Origin of the sequence: Acinetobacter pittii, from assembly GCF_034064985.1 — a bacterium.
Lineage (GTDB): Bacteria > Pseudomonadota > Gammaproteobacteria > Pseudomonadales > Moraxellaceae > Acinetobacter > Acinetobacter pittii_H.
Genome location: NZ_CP139249.1, coordinates 2679450 through 2697563 on the forward strand (window position 1 = coordinate 2679450; position 18114 = coordinate 2697563).

Below are 18114 nucleotides of genomic sequence, written 5' to 3' on the forward strand. Positions count from 1 at the left end.
AAATAAAAATTGCATGATGCAAAAAAAATAAAGCGCAGTGATGCGCTTTCCATGGAGTGAAAGAAATGCAAATGAATGCCACTCAATCACAAGACCGTGAACGGTTCGTAAAATTAGGGCAACATGATATTCATTATCACCATAAAGATGACACGCTCTATATCAGCCCAAAAGAGCAATTAAAACCGTATCCACAAAAACTGACAGATCGGTTAATTCATTTTGCACAAACCAAACCCGACCATATTTTTGCAGCAAAACGCAATGCTCAAGGCGAATGGGTCAAACTGAGTTATGCAGAAGTTCTACAACGCGCATGGCACATTGCTCAAGCTTTGCATGACCGTAATTTAAGTCAAGAAAGACCACTCGTCATTTTAAGTGGCAATGATCTTGAGCATTTAACACTCTCTATGGGTGCCATGCTGGCGGGTGTGCCTTTCTCTGCTATTTCCCCTGCCTACTCTCTGATTTCTCAAGACTTTGGCAAACTCAAACATGTGTTTGAAGTGCTCACACCTGGTATGGTCTATGCCAGCGATGGACAAGCCTTTGCTAAAGCCATTCAAGCATGTATTACACCTGATATTGAAGTGGTGACCAATAAAGGGATTGTGGGCGATCAGATCTGCACATCTTTTCAGTCGCTATTAGATACGCCAGTTTCAAATGTTCAAGAGTTTTACCAAACCCTTGATGAAAACCAGATTGCCAAATTCTTATTTACATCAGGTTCAACCAAATTGCCTAAAGCTGTACCGACCACGCATTTAATGTTGTGTGTTAATCAGCAAATGCTATTGCAGACTTTCCCTGAGTTTGAAGAAACGCCGCCTGTCCTACTCGACTGGCTGTCTTGGCACCACACATTTGGCGGTAGTCACAATGTCGGCATCGCACTCTATAACGGTGGTACCATTTACATTGATGATGGCAAACCCGTTGCAGGAAAATTTGACGAAACCATTCGTAATCTCAAAGAAATTTCTCCAACAGTTTATTTAAATGTGCCAAAAGGTTGGGAAGAACTCACCGAAGCATTAGAAAAAGATGAAGAACTAAGAGACCGCTTTTTTGCCAAAGTTAAAATTTTATTCTTTGCAGGTGCAGCGCTTTCAGAAGCGGGCTGGAATAGACTCGATAAAATTGCTCAGCAACATTGTGGAGAAAAAATTCGTATCATGAGCGGATTGGGCATGACTGAAACAGCACCATCTTGCGCTTTTACAACTGGCCCACGCGTGATGGCAGGTTTTATTGGTTACCCTGCTCCGGGATGCGAAATTAAGCTAGTTCCATGTGGTGACAAACTTGAGTTTTGCGTTCGTGGCAAACATGTCATGAAAGGCTATTGGCGCTTAAAGGCGGACCAACAAAGTACTATTTTTGATGATGAAGGCTTTTTCCATACAGGCGATGCCGTTCGTTTGGTCGATATCAATGATCCGACTAAAGGCCTAATGTACGACGGACGAATTGCTGAAGACTTTAAACTCAATACAGGCACTTTTGTGAATGTGGGCACACTACGCAACAAAGTGCTCATTCAAGGTAATTTACTGGTTCAAGATGTCTGCATTACAGGTTCAAACCTAAATGCGGTTGGCTTTTTGATTTTTCCAAAACTAGATGCTTGTGCTCAATATGCAGGTCTTAAGCTTGGTGAACATTTTGCAACGGAGATATTACAGCATCCTAAAGTCCAACAATGGTTCCGCCAATTTTTAACGACCTTTAATAAAGATGCGACTGGCAGTTCAAATACAGTCTCCATGCTTTATTTAATGATCGAACCACCTCAACTCGATGCAGGCGAAGTGACAGATAAAGGCAATCTCAATCAAAGCAGTATTACTAAACGTCGTGCAGCTTTAATTGATGAACTTTATCAAAAGCAGACTGATAACCCGCTGATTATACGGGTGCCCACCTTAAAGCAATAAGCAATTGAAATAAAAAAGGAAGCTCAAACTTCGGTTTGGGCTACAGCCTCACTTTTGCCTAAAAAAGGTTCAACATGCCACACGATACAGAATTTGAACTATTTCGGAATAGCTATCGCAGGTTCTTAAAAGAACAGGTTGCTCCGTATTACGAACAGTGGGAGCACGATGGTCTTATCCCACGTGATCTATGGCTTCGTCTTGGGGAAAATGGTTTTTTGTGCGTAGATGTGCCCGAAGAATATGGCGGCTACAGCGCTCCTGTGCACTACTCACTCATGCTGGTTCAAGAAACTGCTCAAGCTGGCTTTGCATCTTTGGCGGTTGCCATTGGTGGGCAAAATGAGCTGGTTTCCCCTTATCTGCAAAATATTGGAACTGAAGAGCAAAAACGTTATTGGTTACCCAAAATGGTCACAGGTGAAGTCGTGACTGCAATTGCCATGACAGAGGCCAATGCTGGCTCAGACTTACAAGCCATACGCACTCAAGCGATTTTAGAAAATGACCAATATCGTGTGAATGGTTCAAAAACGTTTATATCAAATGGCTTGCATGCCGACCTGATCGTTTTAGTAGCAAAAACTGATCCTCAAGCTAAAGCAAAAGGCATTTCAATTTTTTTAGTTGATGCTGCTTTAGACGGCGTTAAAAAAGGCCGTTCATTACAAAAAATCGGGCTACATGCTCAAGATACAGCCGAACTATTTTTTGATGATGTTTGTGTGCCTGCAACTCAGCGTTTGGGGGAAGAAGGACAAGGCTTTGCTTATTTAATGCAAGAATTACCTCGCGAACGTTTAAGCATTTCGATGATGGCTCTGGGGTCAATTTTAGGTGCCATCGAACTGACCAGAGACTATGTATTAGAGCGTAAAGCTTTCGGACAATCTTTAAGCCAAATGCAAAACACACGCTTCGTGCTCGCAAACGCGCAAATCAAAGCCAAAGCCGCACAAGCTTTTGTAGATCAATGTGCAGCGCTGTATCAACAACACCTGTTAAGCGTCACTCAAGTGGCTGCACTGAAGTGCTTTATTACCGATGTCCAATGTGAAGTGATTGATCAACTACTTCAGCTTTTTGGTGGCTACGGCTACATGCAGGAATACCCGATTTCACGCTTTTTTGTGGATGCGCGGGTACAAAAAATTTATGGGGGAACCAATGAAATTATGAAAGAAATCGTGGCCCGAGAACTGCTCGGAAAATAATTCGATTTAAAAACTAAATAAGGCAGACACAACAACTATGCCTTGTTGAAAACAAAAAATGTTATTTCAGGAAGAAATGCTATGTCGAAATTATGGATGTACTCTACCCTCATGCTCTCAGGATCGGTCTGGGCTGGCAGTTTTATTGATAACAGTTCAGTAGAACTCACCACGCGAAATTTCTATTTTGACCGCGACTACCAAGAGCAATCTGCTTACCCTGCTGCCAAGGACTGGACACAAGGTTTTATTCTTAAAGCCAATTCAGGTTATACCGAAGGGACTGTCGGTTTTGGGCTGGATGTGCTTGCAACGGCGGGTTTTAAACTCAATGCTGATGCCGAGCACGGAGGTACAGGAAACTTACCTAGAGATACGCGCACCAATGAACCTGCTGACTCTTATGGCGAAATTGGGGTCACAGCAAAAGCGAAAATGAGCCAGACCGAGCTACGCATCGGTACGCTCATGCCAATGAACCCTGTTTTAGTAGCTTCACCCGCGCGTCTACTTCCTCAAACTTATCGAGGAATTTCACTGACCAGTAAAGATATTAAAGACTTCGACTTACAAGCGGCCTACCTCGATAAAGTGAATCATCGTGATTCGACCAACTATGAAAAAATTAAAATTTCTGGGGTGAATGGAAGATTTAAAGGCGCCGAAACTGATGGACTCTATTATTTAGGTGGAAACTATCAGTTTAATCCTGCACTCAAGCTCACCGCTTTTTATATGGATGTTGATGACCTTTATAACCAAACCATGGTCGGCGCACTACATCAACACAAAATTAATGACACCACTAATTTTAGCTCGCAATTACGTTACTACCGCAGCCGAGATGACGGGCAAGCAAAAGCAGGCTTAGTCGATAATGACCTCTATCATGCGCATTTCGAACTCAAACATCAAAACCATAAATTTATTTTTGGGACTTTCCAACATCATGGCGACACCGCGTTCCCGTATTTAACGGGAGGTGAAACGGGTCTACTCATTGATACATGGCCAGGTGAGTTTTTAAACCCAAAAGAAAAAGCCTATAGCTTCCGTTATGAATATGACTTTAAAGATTATGTGCCGGGTTTACGTTTTATGACTCGTTACACCACAGGTCACAATATTTATGCACCTAACTTAGGTGGAACCAATCTAAAAGAGCGAGAAACAGACTTTGATTTAGGTTACACCGTTCAAAGTGGCTGGTTAAAAAATCTAGGGTTACGCGCGCGCTACGCCATTTATGACAACAACATGCTCTCTACAGCCAATATCAAACCTGTAAACGAAACCCGTCTCAACATCGACTACACATGGAAATTTAAATAATTAAAACCAGAGGTTCTGTCACACATAGAACCTCTTTTTATTTCGGGAAATTCATCATGAAGAAAGTTGTAACACTACTCTGCGGAATTTGTCTCATTGGCCTAACTCATGCCGCAACTCAATATAACCCACCACCTATTCAGCTTGAGCCTTTAGCAAAATTTAGTGTTGATCTAAATGCGCCTGTTTGGGAATTAGGCACGACCAGTGATGCAGGTAAACGCCGAATTATTCCTATTACAGGAGGGTCATTCGAAGGCAAATCACTTAAAGGGCGCATTTTAAATAATGGTGCAGATTGGCAAATCGTTGACAGTAAAGGACTGGCCATTATTGATACGCGATATTTGTTAGAAACCGATGACGGTGCGCTTATTTACCTTCAAACCAAAGGTTACCACCATGGCTCGGCAGAAACATTAAAACAGCTTGCCCAAGGCAAAGATGTCGACCCGAAAAATTACTATTTCAAAATTACCATGCAGTTTGAAACCAGCTCACCTAAATATTCATGGCTTAACCAGACCGTTGCAGTAGGTAGTGCAATGCGCTTGGGCAAAGCGGTTATTTATGATGCCTATACCCTGAAATAATAATTTTTATAACACTTACAAAAAGGATGGAGCCTTCATTATGGATCAAAAAACTTTAAAACACTTACCGCCCATCCATCACCATTTGGGTGGACATAATATCCATTGGAATGACAAAAACACTGAACTCACTATCCACTACACGGCGCTAGAAAGCTTTACCAATCCACGCGGCACCGTTGAAGGCGGCATGATCTGCGCCATGCTTGATGATGTGATGGGACTTTTTGCATATCTCGCCAATGACCGTAAACCAGCTACTACCATTAACTTAACGATGGATTTTTTAAGGCCCTGTGCTGTGGGCGAAGTCATTACAAAATGCCGATTCATTAAACAAGGCAAAACTGTACTGAATCTTGAAAGTGAAGCTTGGCAAAACAACAAAATGATTGCACGAAGCACAGCTAATTTTTTGGTTTTAGATTAATTGCGACCATTCATTCAATAAGGATATGAATAAATGAATTACACCAACAATAAACGAATTTTGACCCGCTCCGCTTTGGTGCTTGCCATGCTTGGTTCTTTGGCAGGCTGTGGAAGTGATAATGATGGCACAACGGTTCCCTCAACAAACAAACCACCGCAGCTGTCTCCTGCTGTTGGCGTAAAAATGACAGGAAGCTGTTCAGACTTACTCGGATTTCAGTACAACAATACTGTCATTAGCTCCGCCACCCTTCAAGAAGCAGGCACATTGACTGTCGCCAACAAACCGATTGGCGCTCATTGTTTGGTTAAAGGTTATATGGATCAACGGGCAAGCCCTGTCGATGGACAAACTTATCAAATTGGTTTTGAAATACGCTTACCAATAGACTGGAATGGCCGTTTTCTCTATCAAGGCAATGGTGGAACCGATGGTAATTTAGTCCCTGCAACAGGTCAGGTTGGTAGTGGTGGACCACTCACCAATGCCCTGCATGATGGTTTTGCGGTTATTTCCTCCGATGCTGGACATAATGCTTCACAAAATCCAATGTTTGGTTTAGACCCTCAAGCCAGAATCAACTATGGCTATGGTGCAATTACCAAACTCACGCCTATGGCAAAAAACCTAATTAAAGCCGCATATGGTAAATTACCAGACCGCTCATATGCAGGTGGCACTTCAAATGGTGGTCGTCATGCCATGATTGCTGCAACTCGTTTGGGCGACCAATATGATGGCATTTTGGCGAGTACACCAGGTTTTCATTTACCTCGTGCAGCCGCAGCTCAACTCTACACGGCACAGCAGCTCCGTCGTGTCGCAACAGATGAAAATGACTTAAGTACTGCTCTTACCCTTTCAGAGCGTAAAGTTTTAGCAAAAGCGATTTTAGATCGATGCGATGCCTTGGACGGTGTCGCAGATGGACTAGTTCAAGATGTCGAATCTTGTCGTACGGCTTTTGATATTCATAAGCATGTACCCGTTTGCTCAAGCACAAGAGATAGTACTTGTTTAAGCACCGAACAAATTGATGTATTAGCCAACATTTACCGCGGACCTGTAAACTCTGCTGGACAAGCACTTTATGCAACCCAACCTTTCGACCCGGGTTTAGTCGGCAGTAACTGGGCAAGCTGGAAATTTGAATCTTCGGTGGGAACAGCGCGTGACCCCGTTGCAGTCGGCATTCTTTTTCAGGTTCCACCAGACCCAACTGTGACTCAAAACTCTAGACAATTTGCCTTTAATTTTAACTTCGATACCGACTATCCAAAACTCTCGGCAACCAATGATGTCTATACCGAAAGTTCCATGTCATTCATGATGCCACCCGATGAACTCAATCTAGATAAACTCCGTAATCACGGTGGAAAAATGATTGTAGTACAAGGCACAGCAGATGGCGTTTTCTCTGTAGATGACACCCAAAATTGGTACGATCAACTGCTACAACACTATAAAAATGATGCGAAAGGTACAGCGCCTGAATTTGCGCGTTTCTTTAGAGTTCCGGGTATGAACCATACCCGTGATGGCATTGCGACCGACCAATTTGACGCATTGACTGCTTTAGTTAATTGGGTCGAATATGGGCAAGCACCTGACAAAATCATTGCAACTGCACGCGGTGCAGGTAACCCGAGTGGTCAAGTGAATACTGAACTTCCACCAGACTGGGCACCAGACCGTACCCGTCCACTTTGTCCTTACCCACTGATTGCTCGTTACAATGGTCAAGGTGATAGCGAAAAAGCTGAAAACTTTAGCTGTAAATAACACCCTATAAAATTAAAAGAGAGCTTAAATAAGCTCTCTCTTTTTTATCTTGATCTTAGCTCAAGCTTTACTGCTTAAACTTTTTAATACTCTTAGACAAATGAGCTCGCATCATTTGTCGGGCCAATAAACCGTCCTGATCCACAATTGCGTTATAAATATTGACATGATCATGGTGAACCGCTTTTAAATATTCTTCGCGATTTTCAGGACTTTGCTCAATAGATTTAACACGTGCACGTGGAATAATTTTTTCGCCAAGATACTTTAAAAAATCAACGAAATATTGGTTTTCAGAAGCTTCAGCAATGGCAATATGGAAATCATAGTCAGCTTTTACCGTACCATCATTTGCATCTGAAGAAATATGTCGTTCAAAGTCTTCAAGCGCAGCTTTCATTTTATCAATATGGATTTGCTTACGGCGCTCAGATGCTAAAAAGACAGCTTCAGATTCAAGACTAATCCTAAGCTCAAGCAAGGAAATAATGTCATTAATGGTTTCTAAACTGGCATTAGACAACAGAAAATTTTGCTCAACTGTCTGCTCTTTGACAAAAGTACCAATTCCGTGACGAGTCTCGACAAATCCTAATGAACGCAACTCAGTAATTGCTTCGCGAATGACAGAACGGCTTACTTCAAAAGTTTCAATTAATTCAAGTTCGGTCGGGATTTTTTCTCCAACTTTAAATTCTCCAGACTGAATTTTTTCGATCAGTTGTTCTACAATAATCTGGCTTAGTTTTTTTGTTGATCTAGGTTTAATTGCGCTAGACATAATCTGAAGAACTCATGAAATGTTGAAAAAAATTATAAAATTCATTTTACTATAAACTTAGCCGATAGTCATATTCGGTTTTTAGCCCCCTAAGTTATTAAAAATAAAATATTTTCTCTCACTTATTAAACCACCACTCATATTTAAAAAGTAAGCAATTTGTGCTTATTTAAATATTTAACAATTCTTTGAATAAGTTAAAAAATATGCAGCTCAATAGCGTTGATTGAGCTGCACCATTTTTAAATTTGGGCCTGACTTAACTGCCCATTGACCAGACGAGTAATCTGTAGTGGATTACTGTCTTTTAATGCATCGGGTAATAATACTTGTGGCGTATTTTGGAAGCATACCGGGCGTAAGAAGCGCTCAATTGCTCCCGTACCTACCGAAGTGCCACGGGCATCACTGGTTGCAGGGAAAGGACCACCATGTACCATAGCATCCGAGACCTCTACCCCTGTCGGGAAACCGTTAAACAATACACGGCCAGCTTTACGGGTTAACAAATCAAGAAGCTCGCCTGCCTTAGACAATTCGTTTTCATCACCAATAATCGTTGCCGTGAGCTGTCCACCTAAAGCCTCGATCCCTTTTAACAAAGTCGCTTCATCCTCTACGCCAATCACAATCGACATCGGTCCGAAAACTTCATGTTGTAGTTTTGGGTTGCCTGATAATAAAACAGATTGGTCCGCTTTAAACAGATGTGCTTTTGCTTGAGAAACCAGCTCAGGTTCCTGACCCGATGCAATGACCTCAAAACCAGCTTCATTTATTAATGCATCAATACCAGTTCGATAGCTTTTTAAAGTACCTTCATTCAACATAACCTGAGGTACGGCTTTCTGCGTGTTTTCAGCTAAAGCTGTAATAAAGCGATCAAACTCGGGGCCTTTTACACCTAAAATTAGACCCGGTTTTGTACAGAACTGGCCACACCCCATATTAAAAGAAGCAACCGTATCTTGTGCGATTTGTTCACCACGTGAATGAATTGCTTCAGGTAAAACCACCACAGGGTTCACACTCGACATTTCCGCAAAAAATGGAATCGGCTGAGGACGGCTCTGCGCAAGGTTATAAAGCGCCATTCCGCCTTCAAGTGAACCTGTAAAACCGGCTGCTTGAATGAGTGGATGTTCTACCAAGTTTGCACCAATACGGCCGCCAAAAATCATATTGAATGTGCCTTTAGGCATACCGCAAACTTCAATGGCTTTTTCAATGGCTTCTGCAACAAGCTCAGCAGTCGCCATATGGCCAGAGTGTGCTTTAAAGACAACCGGACACCCTGCTGCTAAAGCAGCTACGGTATCACCGCCTGCAGTTGAAAATGCAAGTGGGAAATTACTCGCGCCAAACACAGCAACCGGTCCTACACCAACTTTATATTGACGCAAATCAACACGTGGCAAAGGCTTACGTTCTGGTAATGCCACATCAATACGAGCACCATAAAAATCGCCACGACGTAAAAGTTCAGCAAACAGTCGAAGCTGACCAGTAACCCGCCCTGTCTCCCCTTGAAGACGAGCAAGTGGTAAGCCTGTTTCAAGTGAAGCGACCTCTTGCAAGTTCGCACCCAATGCTTCAATTTGGCGAGCAATTTCTTCAAGAAAAGATGCACGCTGTTCTTGAGTCGTTTGGCTATAAACTAAAAAAGCGTTATGCGCAGCTTGAGCAGCCTGATCTACTTCTTCAAGTGTTGCCTGACTAAATACATAACCTGTTGGTTGATAGTCTTTTGCAGCTATACTTTCTAAAGCTGGCACATTTACAGCAACGCGTTGACCATTAATAAACTGCCGACCGTTATTTTTACTCATTTTAAAGCTCCAATACCTAAACAGTTAGAATTATTGCGGACCAAGTGTCGCAATGAGAGCAGCCAAATCTTCATAGTCTGCTTGAGTTAAATCACTTAATGGTGGACGCACAGGACCTGCATCATGCCCAACAATTTTGGCACCTGCTTTAATCATGCTTACCGCATAACCTGATTTACGGTCGCGAATTTTAATCAGTGGCAAGAAGAAATCTTTAATCAAACGATTGGTTGTTTCAAAGTCATCACTGCGAAGCGCGTTATAAAACTCCATAGCAGTCTTTGGAATAAAGTTAAATACAGCTGACGAGTAAACTGGGCAACCTAAGGCTTTATATGGCGCTGCAAAAACTTCTGCTGTCGGCAAGCCACCTAAATATGACAAACGGTCTCCAATAGTTTGAGTCACTGCCGTCATCATATCGATTTGGCCAGAGCTGTCTTTAAAACCGATTAAGTTCGGGCACATCTCAGTTAACTTTTGGATCGAATCGAGATTTAATCTTGATACGCTACGGTTATAAAAAATTACGCCAAAGTCTACTGAATTACATACTTGCTTAACGTGTTCAATTAAACCCTCTTGGCTTGCTTCAGTTAAGTAATGCGGCATTAACAAAATACCGTGTGCACCTAAGCGCTCTGCTTCTTTTGCCTGTTCAATCGCCTGACGTGTCGGACCACCTGCCCCAGCAATAATCGGTACACTGCCTTTGCATGTATCTACCGCAGTTCTAATTACTTCAGAATATTCATTGCCAGTTAATGAGAAAAACTCACCTGTACCACCTGCAGCAAATAAAGCACTTGCGCCGTATGGAGCTAACCACTCAAGACGTTTTGCATAAGAAGACTTATTAAAATCTCCATTTTGATCGAAATCTGTTACCGGGAAAGACAGTAAACCATCAGAAATAATGTTTTTTAACTCAAGAGCATCCATTTGCAAGTTTCCATACGTGTCTATGTTGTCAGACATCTTACATCATCAATCTAATTTCTTTCAATATCTTTTTTCTTTTTAAAATTAATTTTTTTATAGCAATAAAAAAGCTGCCCCCAAGGACAGCTATCAATTCAATATTTAAATACGAATCGAGTCAGATTAACGAACCAAACATGGCTTTTTATTATTAAAAGTCCAATTAGGAATCAGAAATTGCATCGCATCCGCATCATTACGAGCTCCTAAACCTTTTAACTTATAAAGTTCATGGGCTCGATTAATTCGGTCCCAATCAAGTTCGACACCAAGTCCCGGTGCTGTTGGTACCTGAATTTTACCGTCTTTAATTTCAAGCGGTACTTTAGTCAGTTGATCTGTACCTTCTTGCCAAATCCAGTGCGTATCAATTGCAGTCACATTACCCACGGCAGCCGCTGCAACATGGGTAAACATGGCAAGGGAAATATCAAAGTGATTATTTGAATGCGATCCCCACGTTAAGTTATACATTTTACATAACTGAGAAACACGCACCGAACCTTCCAATGTCCAGAAATGCGGGTCAGCTAAAGGAATATCAACAGCTTGCAATTGAATACTATGCGACATTTCCCGCCAGTCGGTCGCAACCATATTCGTAGCGGTCGGTAACCCCGTTGCTCGCTTAAACTCAGCCATAATTTCACGGCTTGAATAACCTTGCTCTACACCACACGGGTCTTCTGCATAGGCCAGCACACCTTTTAAATGTTTACCTAAAGCAATTGCTTCATCTAAAAACCACGCACCATTTGGATCAAGCGTCACACGTGCATCCGGGAAACGGCGCGCGATAGCTGTAACAGCTTCGGCTTCTTGTTCGCCCTGTAATACACCACCTTTTAATTTAAAGTCTTTAAAACCATAACGGTCATAAGATGCTTCTGCTAAACGCTGCACAGCCTCAGGTGTTAACGCTTTTTCATGACGGACTTTATACCAATCATGGTTATGTTGAGGTGTAGTCGCATAGTCTAATGAAGTCTGTTTGCGGTCACCAATAAAGAATAAATACCCTAATACTTCAACTTCACTACGTTGTTGCCCTTCACCAAGTAAACTTGCGACATTCACATTTAAATGCTTACCAAGCAAATCAAGTAATGCTGACTCATAAGCCGTTACAACATGAATTGTGGTACGTAAATCAAAGGTTTGATTGCCTCTGCCACCACTGTCACGATCGGCAAAATTTTGCTGAATTTTTTTGAGCAAGTTTTTATATTCACCAATCGGCTGCCCTTCTACCAAGGCTTTAGCATCATTTAATGTCGCTAAAATTTTCTCTCCGCCCGGAATTTCACCTACACCAATATTTCCAGAGTTATCTTCAATGATGAGTATATTACGAGTGAAATAAGGTCCATGGGCACCACTCAAATTGAGCAGCATACTATCATGCCCAGCAACAGGGATTGCTCGAATGGATTTAACAATAGGTGTAGAGGTCGCCATTAAAATACTCCTTAGCATACTGATACTATTTTTTCATTACCAAAACTTATAAGACATCAGACAACTTGTCAATATAAACTCGCACAAAAATTATTTTTCGAGCCTACTTGCCAAAATAATATTTTTAATCATATGATGTCATACATCTAAAGGCGCGGTTTTAGAATTAGGACTATAGAGTAGATACAACATTCCGTTTTCTCATCTATTCTATCGATGAATTTGACATGACGTCACCTATTTCACGGATATGCAAATAGGTCGATTATTAAAAAGAGTTTGTATATGGATAATCTGCAAACAAATATTGCTGCTGTGAATCAGCAACGAGCGAAGCATAATAAAACGCGCTATTACATTTTAGCGATGATTTTCTTAGTCACTTCATTAAATTACGGTGATCGAGCAACCCTTTCGATGGCTGCCGCTCCAATGTCTCAAGAACTTGGATTAAGCTCAGTGACCATGGGATATATATTCTCTGCGTTTGGCTGGGCTTATGTGATTGGTCAAATTCCAGGTGGATGGTTACTCGATAAGTTTGGTGCTCGAAGAGTCTATTTCTGGAGCATCATGCTCTGGTCATTTTTCACTATTCTCTTAGGTTTTGTCGATATTTTAGGTTCTATACCTCTCATTATCGCCTCATTATTTATCTTACGTTTCTTGGTTGGATTATCTGAAAGTCCTGCCTTTCCTGGAAACAGCCAGATTGTAGCAGCATGGTTCCCAACCAAAGAACGTGGAACCGCCGCAGCGATATTTAACTCGGCTCAATATTTTGCCACTGTCATATTTGCGCCATTCATGGGATGGTTGGTTGCCCATATTCATTGGCAATCTGTATTCTGGATTATGGGTGGACTAGGTATTGTGATTGCTTTTATCTGGTTAAAAGTCATCTATAGCCCAGAAAAGCACCCTACTATTAATTCAAATGAGTTTAAATATTTACAAGCAGGCGGTGCTATTACCAGCATGGGTGAAAATCAGCTTAAAATTGCTGATGAAAACAATAAAATGAATTTTAAAAATATTAAAAAGCTGCTCTCTTCTCGTATGCTTCTAGGTATTTTTATCGCTCAGTATTGTATTACCTGCTTAACCTATTTCTTTATTACTTGGTTCCCTGTTTACCTTGTAAAAGAACGTCACATGTCAATTTTAGAAGCTGGTTTTGCAGCTGTATTACCGGCGCTTTGCGGATTTATTGGCGGTGTATTAGGAGGAGTAATTTCCGATAAACTCATCAAAATGAATAAATCTCTAACCTTTTCCCGTAAATTTCCCATTATTTTTGGCATGTTGTTATCAACCAGTATTGTGGTTTGTAACTATGTCGATTCGCAAACAGCCATCTTATTCTTTATGTCACTGGCCTTTTTTGGTAAAGGTTTTGGTGCATTAGGTTGGGCAGTGATGTCGGATGTTGCACCAAAAGAAATGGTGGGTTTATCGGGTGGTCTATTTAATACCTTCGGCAATACAGCAGGCATCGTGATCCCGATTGCGATTGGCTATATTATCAATTCGACTGGTTCTTTCAATGGTGCACTTGTTTTTGTAGGTATACATGCCGTCATCGCAATTATTTGCTACCTCTTTATGGTCGGGAAAATTCATCGCTTCGAGTTAAAACCTACTTCTTAAACCTTTACACCATAACGCTTAAACACATTAAGCGTTATGGCCTCTCTTCAAATGTATACAAGGAACGATCATGCTGAAGCCTCTCCTCATAAAAATTAGTCCTCTTGATAATGTAGCCATTGTAGTGAATGACGGCGGTTTACCACCTTCTACACATATTGAAGAATACCAACTCATCTTGGTTGATCATGTGCCACAGGGACATAAAGTTTTATTAAAGTCATTAAAGCAAGGTGAAGCAATTGTTCGTTATGGGGAAATTATTGGTTATGCCAATAAAGATTTATCCGCAGGTTCTTGGGTGAATGAAGCCGTTACCCAAATGCCTGAGGCACCTGAGCTAGATGATCTTGAGTTAGCAACTCGTCCTGATCCAAAGCTTCCAATCTTGAGCGGATATACATTTAAAGGTTATAAAAATAAAGATGGCAGCGTCGGCACAAAAAATATTTTAGGTATTACGACTAGTGTTAACTGTGTAGAAGGTATTGTCGATTATGTCGTTAAAATTATTGAGCGTGATTTACTTCCAAAATATTCAAGTGTAGATGGTGTAGTTGGATTAAACCATTTATATGGTTGTGGTGTGGCAATTGATGCACCCGCTGCAATTGTTCCTATTCGTACCATACATAACCTTGCACTCAACCCTAATTTTGGTGGAGAAATTATGGTGGTGAGTCTGGGCTGCGAAAAAATGCAACCCGAACGACTTTTAAATATTCCTAAAGAAAACAAATATATTCCCCTAGCAAACGAAGATATTATTCAGTTACAAGATGAACGCCACAACGGTTTTGAAAGTATGGTGAACCATATTTTAACCGTGGCAGAACAACACCTTGAAAAGCTTAATCAACGTACTCGAGAAGAAGTTCCAGCTTCTAATTTAGTTGTAGGCATGCAATGTGGTGGGAGTGATGCATTTTCCGGAGTTACCTCTAACCCTGCCGTTGGTTTCGCAGCTGACTTGATTGTGCAATGTGGCGGTACAGTCATGTTCTCTGAAGTTACGGAAGTCCGCGATGGTATTCACCTACTTACTCCACGTGCAGCAAATGAACAAGTTGCCAAAGATCTAATTCGGGAAATGAAATGGTACGATGACTATTTAGCAGCAGGCCAAGTAGACCGAAGTGCCAATACCACACCGGGTAATAAAAAAGGTGGACTGAATAACATTGTAGAAAAAGCGATGGGATCAATTGCAAAATCAGGCCGCTCACCGATTGTAGAAGTTCTCGCACCGGGCCAAAGACCGACAAAAAAAGGATTAATTTTTGCGGCAACACCATCAAGTGACTTTATCTGTGGTACGCAGCAAATGGCATCTGGAATTACGGTCCAAGTCTTTACCACAGGTCGTGGTACACCCTACGGACTGGCAGCCGTACCTGTCATTAAAATGGCAAGCCGAAACAATATTGCAAACCGTTGGTATGACCTGATTGATATCAGTGCTGGCGATATTGCCATTGGAAAGAAAACTATTGAAGAAGTGGGCTGGGAACTTTTTGAGCTGATTTTACAAGTAGCTAGCGGTGAAAAACAAACGTGGTCGGACCGTTGGGGTATTCATAACTCACTCGCTGTATTTAACCCTGCACCAGTGACCTAATAAGATTTAAAAGATGAGGCATATCACCTCATCTTTTCACATTTCCCATATTAATTACGACACATTTCACCAAAACTTAACATCGCTGCTAAAATAACATCGAAAATTAAGAACTCTATTTCTCTATGCAAAATCAGACTGCTTCAAATCTCCCCTCAACTCAACTTGGAAAAGCGCTGCTTTGTCTTATGACATCGGCATTATTATTTTCCATTATGGGAGTATGCATTCGTTTTGCTTCAGAAACGGTAGACAATGCGACCGTCGTATTTTTTAGAAATGCAGTGGGTTTATTTATTTTTATTCCGATGCTCTTTAAACAAGGTTTAGACTTTATTAAAACCGATAAACTCTGGATGCATACGTGGCGAAGTATTGTCGGGCTAGCCGCAATGTATGGTTTTTTCTATGCTATTGCGAACTTAAAACTATCGAATGCTATGGTTTTTAGTTACTCATCTCCTATCTTTATTCCACTGATTGCATGGCTCTTCTTAAAAGAAAAAATTACTAAATCTATGATTTTTGCTGCAGTTATTGGGCTCGTTGGGGTTTTATTTGTCGCTAAACCTGACCAAGGTCTATTTAACGCATTATCTTTTATTGGCTTGGGTGCATGTTTTTTATCAGCAATGGCTTTTGTCACCGTAAGAGCTTTAACCAGTACAGAGCCGCCTGAACGTATCGTTTTTTACTTTTGTGTTTTTGGAAGTTTAATTTCCTCTATTCCAATGTTCTGGCATTGGCGTATTTTCACTTGGCATGAACTAGCACTACTCATTGCCGCAGGACTTTTAGCAAATATAAGCCAACTTTTTATGTCTTATGCTTATAGCCTAGCCCCAGCAGGACAAATTGGCCCAATGAATTACATTGCGATTATTTTTGCAGGAATTTGGGGATTTGTTTTTTGGCATGAATTACCAGATATTTTTAGCATTATCGGCATATTTATTATTTTATTTGCGATTTTGCTCTGTAATCCATTTTTGCAGAAAAAGTTACTTTCTCGATTTAAGTAAATAAATTTATTACAACTTAACACAGCCTCTAATAGTTTATTAAAAAATTTATATTAAAAATTAACCCTTACAATATACCATAAGCAATACAATATTATTTCAGCCTAAAAACTGATTATATTTATTAGTTTTTTCATTAACTAAAAAGACTGCCAACTTCACTTTCAAGAAAATTGGATTAGACTTAATAGTCATTTAAATCAAATGACTATTAAATCCCAAAATAATCTTACTTTAAAATAAAATATAAATTATTCATCTAAAGTATTCTCATCAAACCAAACATGTTCCTCTTCTTCCCCCAATATAAATCTATATCCGTAAGGTAATGCCATATAAATTGCTAAATTAGGTCTTTTTTCCAATATATGTGCAAAATGAACATTCTTGAGAGTTTCAATATCACCATCATATTTATCAGCCGTTAACCACCAACCACTCATATGTTTAGGTGATCTATACCTAACACCTTCTATGGGTATTTCTCCTTCTAAAACTCCATCAGATACTACAACCAACTGGTCTAACTCTACAGGAAAAAATTTTTCTTCATAATGATCACAACATTCTTTCTGAACTTTCAAAATATCTTTCATCGATTTTTAAACTCTAAAAACATACGCTTTTGTTCCTGTGTAACTTATCCATCTTGTTTTCCATTGTAATCTTTGTCCTATGGATATAATTTTGACAACTATTTGAAGATTTCACCCCATTTGATGTTTGATGTTTGATGTTTGATGTTTGATGTTTGATGTTTGATGTTTGATGTTTGATGTTTGATGTTTGATGTTTGATGTTTGATGTTTGATGTTTGATGTTTGATGTTTGATGTTTGATGTTCAGGAATAATATAATCAATTTCCATCTAAATTTCTTACACCTCATGAAAGATATTTTTAATCTTTCCAAATCGTATTAATTTTCTATACCCTTGTAAAGTGCAATTAGTATGGAAGCTATTTATAGAATGCTTGAAAATATTTTTGAGCAAAAGAACTAATCTTTATCTAAATAAAGTTCAGGTTTAATTTATTTTAAAGAGAGTAAATAAGAATTTTGGGTATTTCCCTTAAATATATTTCTCTTCACCTACTTTCAAAGAACTTAGAGATTTTTTATAAATATTTAAAACTGTGAACACTATAAATAATAGTATTCACAGTTTCATTTATTTAATTCAAAGTAAAATATTTCCAAACCTGATTAGCATCATCACGTTCAGCACCAGTATTCTTTTCAAGATTAACTAATACTTCTAATGAATTATCTCTATCTAAAAGATGGCCGACTCCAACATAGTGATATTCATCATCAACATCATTCCCACATAAGAATTGCCAATCTCCATCTTCATCACGGACCACCGATAAAACAGGTTTTTCGTTATGAAATATATGGGGACAGCAGTAGGCTCCAAAATCTCTTTGAAACTGTTTACTCATATTCAAGGTAACCTATTTGACTTATCCTTAACA

At 40.1% G+C, this 18114-nt stretch carries 15 protein-coding genes; 9 read left to right on the forward strand and 6 right to left on the reverse strand.

Annotated features, from left to right (window positions below; all coding sequences use genetic code 11):
- Nucleotides 1–56 precede the first annotated feature (56 nt).
- The 6 genes from hcaC to SOI76_RS12920 all read left to right on the forward strand — a co-directional run bounded on the left by hcaC (nucleotide 57) and on the right by SOI76_RS12920 (nucleotide 7297).
- On the forward strand, nucleotides 57–1943 hold the full coding sequence (gene hcaC / locus SOI76_RS12895) for a feruloyl-CoA synthase (protein ID WP_171293218.1): 1887 nt from the start codon (nucleotides 57–59) through the stop codon (nucleotides 1941–1943).
- A gap of 74 nt (nucleotides 1944–2017) precedes the next feature.
- Nucleotides 2018–3157, forward strand: a complete 1140-nt coding sequence (gene hcaD / locus SOI76_RS12900; protein ID WP_104079404.1) for an acyl-CoA dehydrogenase family protein — start codon at nucleotides 2018–2020, stop codon at nucleotides 3155–3157.
- Between the two features lie 81 nt (nucleotides 3158–3238).
- On the forward strand, nucleotides 3239–4489 hold the full coding sequence (locus SOI76_RS12905; RefSeq protein WP_205668397.1) for an OprD family porin: 1251 nt from the start codon (nucleotides 3239–3241) through the stop codon (nucleotides 4487–4489).
- Between the two features lie 56 nt (nucleotides 4490–4545).
- A complete protein-coding gene (locus SOI76_RS12910) occupies nucleotides 4546–5082 on the forward strand; it encodes a DUF3237 domain-containing protein (protein WP_104079402.1) in 537 nt (178 codons plus the stop codon).
- 40 nt (nucleotides 5083–5122) lie between these two features.
- Nucleotides 5123–5512, forward strand: coding sequence for a PaaI family thioesterase (locus SOI76_RS12915; RefSeq protein WP_104079401.1), 390 nt, complete (start codon nucleotides 5123–5125; stop codon nucleotides 5510–5512).
- Nucleotides 5513–5545: 33 nt separating this feature from the next.
- Nucleotides 5546–7297 (forward strand): tannase/feruloyl esterase family alpha/beta hydrolase, encoded by a 1752-nt coding sequence (locus SOI76_RS12920; RefSeq protein ID WP_104079400.1) that lies wholly within the window; start codon nucleotides 5546–5548, stop codon nucleotides 7295–7297.
- Between the two features lie 67 nt (nucleotides 7298–7364).
- On the opposite strand, the gene uxuR is transcribed toward SOI76_RS12920, so the two are convergent.
- The 4 genes from uxuR to gudD form a co-directional block, all read right to left on the reverse strand.
- On the reverse strand, nucleotides 7365–8078 hold the full coding sequence (gene uxuR, locus SOI76_RS12925) for a FadR/GntR family transcriptional regulator (RefSeq protein ID WP_000092890.1): 714 nt from the start codon (nucleotides 8076–8078) through the stop codon (nucleotides 7365–7367).
- Between the two features lie 242 nt (nucleotides 8079–8320).
- Nucleotides 8321–9907 carry an aldehyde dehydrogenase (NADP(+)) gene (locus tag SOI76_RS12930; protein ID WP_104079399.1) on the reverse strand — a complete coding sequence of 529 codons (1587 nt, stop codon included), beginning with the start codon at nucleotides 9905–9907 and terminating at the stop codon, nucleotides 8321–8323.
- 30 nt (nucleotides 9908–9937) lie between these two features.
- The gene (kdgD, locus tag SOI76_RS12935; RefSeq protein WP_000339257.1) at nucleotides 9938–10849 is read right to left on the reverse strand and encodes a 5-dehydro-4-deoxyglucarate dehydratase; all 912 of its coding nucleotides are present in this window, start codon (nucleotides 10847–10849) and stop codon (nucleotides 9938–9940) included.
- Nucleotides 10850–11011: 162 nt separating this feature from the next.
- Nucleotides 11012–12346 carry a glucarate dehydratase gene (gudD, locus tag SOI76_RS12940; RefSeq protein WP_104079398.1) on the reverse strand — a complete coding sequence of 445 codons (1335 nt, stop codon included), beginning with the start codon at nucleotides 12344–12346 and terminating at the stop codon, nucleotides 11012–11014.
- A 285-nt stretch (nucleotides 12347–12631) separates the two neighbouring features.
- Between gudD and SOI76_RS12945 the strand changes: the two genes are divergently transcribed.
- The 3 genes from SOI76_RS12945 (at nucleotide 12632) to SOI76_RS12955 (ending at nucleotide 16636) form a co-directional block, all read left to right on the forward strand.
- Nucleotides 12632–13996: an MFS transporter gene (locus tag SOI76_RS12945; RefSeq protein ID WP_065087107.1), complete on the forward strand. Its 1365-nt coding sequence runs from the start codon at nucleotides 12632–12634 to the stop codon at nucleotides 13994–13996.
- A gap of 70 nt (nucleotides 13997–14066) precedes the next feature.
- Entirely contained in the window at nucleotides 14067–15614 is a 1548-nt protein-coding gene (garD, locus tag SOI76_RS12950; RefSeq protein WP_104079397.1) for a galactarate dehydratase, read from the forward strand.
- A 125-nt stretch (nucleotides 15615–15739) separates the two neighbouring features.
- Nucleotides 15740–16636: a DMT family transporter gene (locus SOI76_RS12955; protein ID WP_104079396.1), complete on the forward strand. Its 897-nt coding sequence runs from the start codon at nucleotides 15740–15742 to the stop codon at nucleotides 16634–16636.
- Between the two features lie 251 nt (nucleotides 16637–16887).
- Here SOI76_RS12955 and SOI76_RS12960 read toward each other — a convergent pair whose 3' ends face one another.
- Together SOI76_RS12960 and SOI76_RS12965 are read right to left on the reverse strand one after the other, a co-directional pair.
- A complete protein-coding gene (locus SOI76_RS12960) occupies nucleotides 16888–17232 on the reverse strand; it encodes a hypothetical protein (protein ID WP_104079395.1) in 345 nt (114 codons plus the stop codon).
- Between the two features lie 579 nt (nucleotides 17233–17811).
- Nucleotides 17812–18081 carry a hypothetical protein gene (locus tag SOI76_RS12965; RefSeq protein ID WP_104079394.1) on the reverse strand — a complete coding sequence of 90 codons (270 nt, stop codon included), beginning with the start codon at nucleotides 18079–18081 and terminating at the stop codon, nucleotides 17812–17814.
- Nucleotides 18082–18114 lie beyond the last annotated feature (33 nt).

Coding starts and splice junctions, on each gene's coding strand:
- hcaD (WP_104079404.1), top strand. CDS start 2,018: ATGCCACACGATACAGAATTTGAACTATTTCGGAATAGCTATCGCAGG.
- SOI76_RS12905 (WP_205668397.1), top strand. CDS start 3,239: ATGTCGAAATTATGGATGTACTCTACCCTCATGCTCTCAGGATCGGTC.
- SOI76_RS12910 (WP_104079402.1), top strand. CDS start 4,546: ATGAAGAAAGTTGTAACACTACTCTGCGGAATTTGTCTCATTGGCCTA.
- SOI76_RS12915 (WP_104079401.1), top strand. CDS start 5,123: ATGGATCAAAAAACTTTAAAACACTTACCGCCCATCCATCACCATTTG.
- SOI76_RS12920 (WP_104079400.1), top strand. CDS start 5,546: ATGAATTACACCAACAATAAACGAATTTTGACCCGCTCCGCTTTGGTG.
- uxuR (WP_000092890.1), bottom strand. CDS start 8,078: ATGTCTAGCGCAATTAAACCTAGATCAACAAAAAAACTAAGCCAGATT.
- SOI76_RS12930 (WP_104079399.1), bottom strand. CDS start 9,907: ATGAGTAAAAATAACGGTCGGCAGTTTATTAATGGTCAACGCGTTGCT.
- kdgD (WP_000339257.1), bottom strand. CDS start 10,849: ATGGATGCTCTTGAGTTAAAAAACATTATTTCTGATGGTTTACTGTCT.
- gudD (WP_104079398.1), bottom strand. CDS start 12,346: ATGGCGACCTCTACACCTATTGTTAAATCCATTCGAGCAATCCCTGTT.
- SOI76_RS12945 (WP_065087107.1), top strand. CDS start 12,632: ATGGATAATCTGCAAACAAATATTGCTGCTGTGAATCAGCAACGAGCG.
- garD (WP_104079397.1), top strand. CDS start 14,067: ATGCTGAAGCCTCTCCTCATAAAAATTAGTCCTCTTGATAATGTAGCC.
- SOI76_RS12955 (WP_104079396.1), top strand. CDS start 15,740: ATGCAAAATCAGACTGCTTCAAATCTCCCCTCAACTCAACTTGGAAAA.
- SOI76_RS12960 (WP_104079395.1), bottom strand. CDS start 17,232: ATGAAAGATATTTTGAAAGTTCAGAAAGAATGTTGTGATCATTATGAA.
- SOI76_RS12965 (WP_104079394.1), bottom strand. CDS start 18,081: ATGAGTAAACAGTTTCAAAGAGATTTTGGAGCCTACTGCTGTCCCCAT.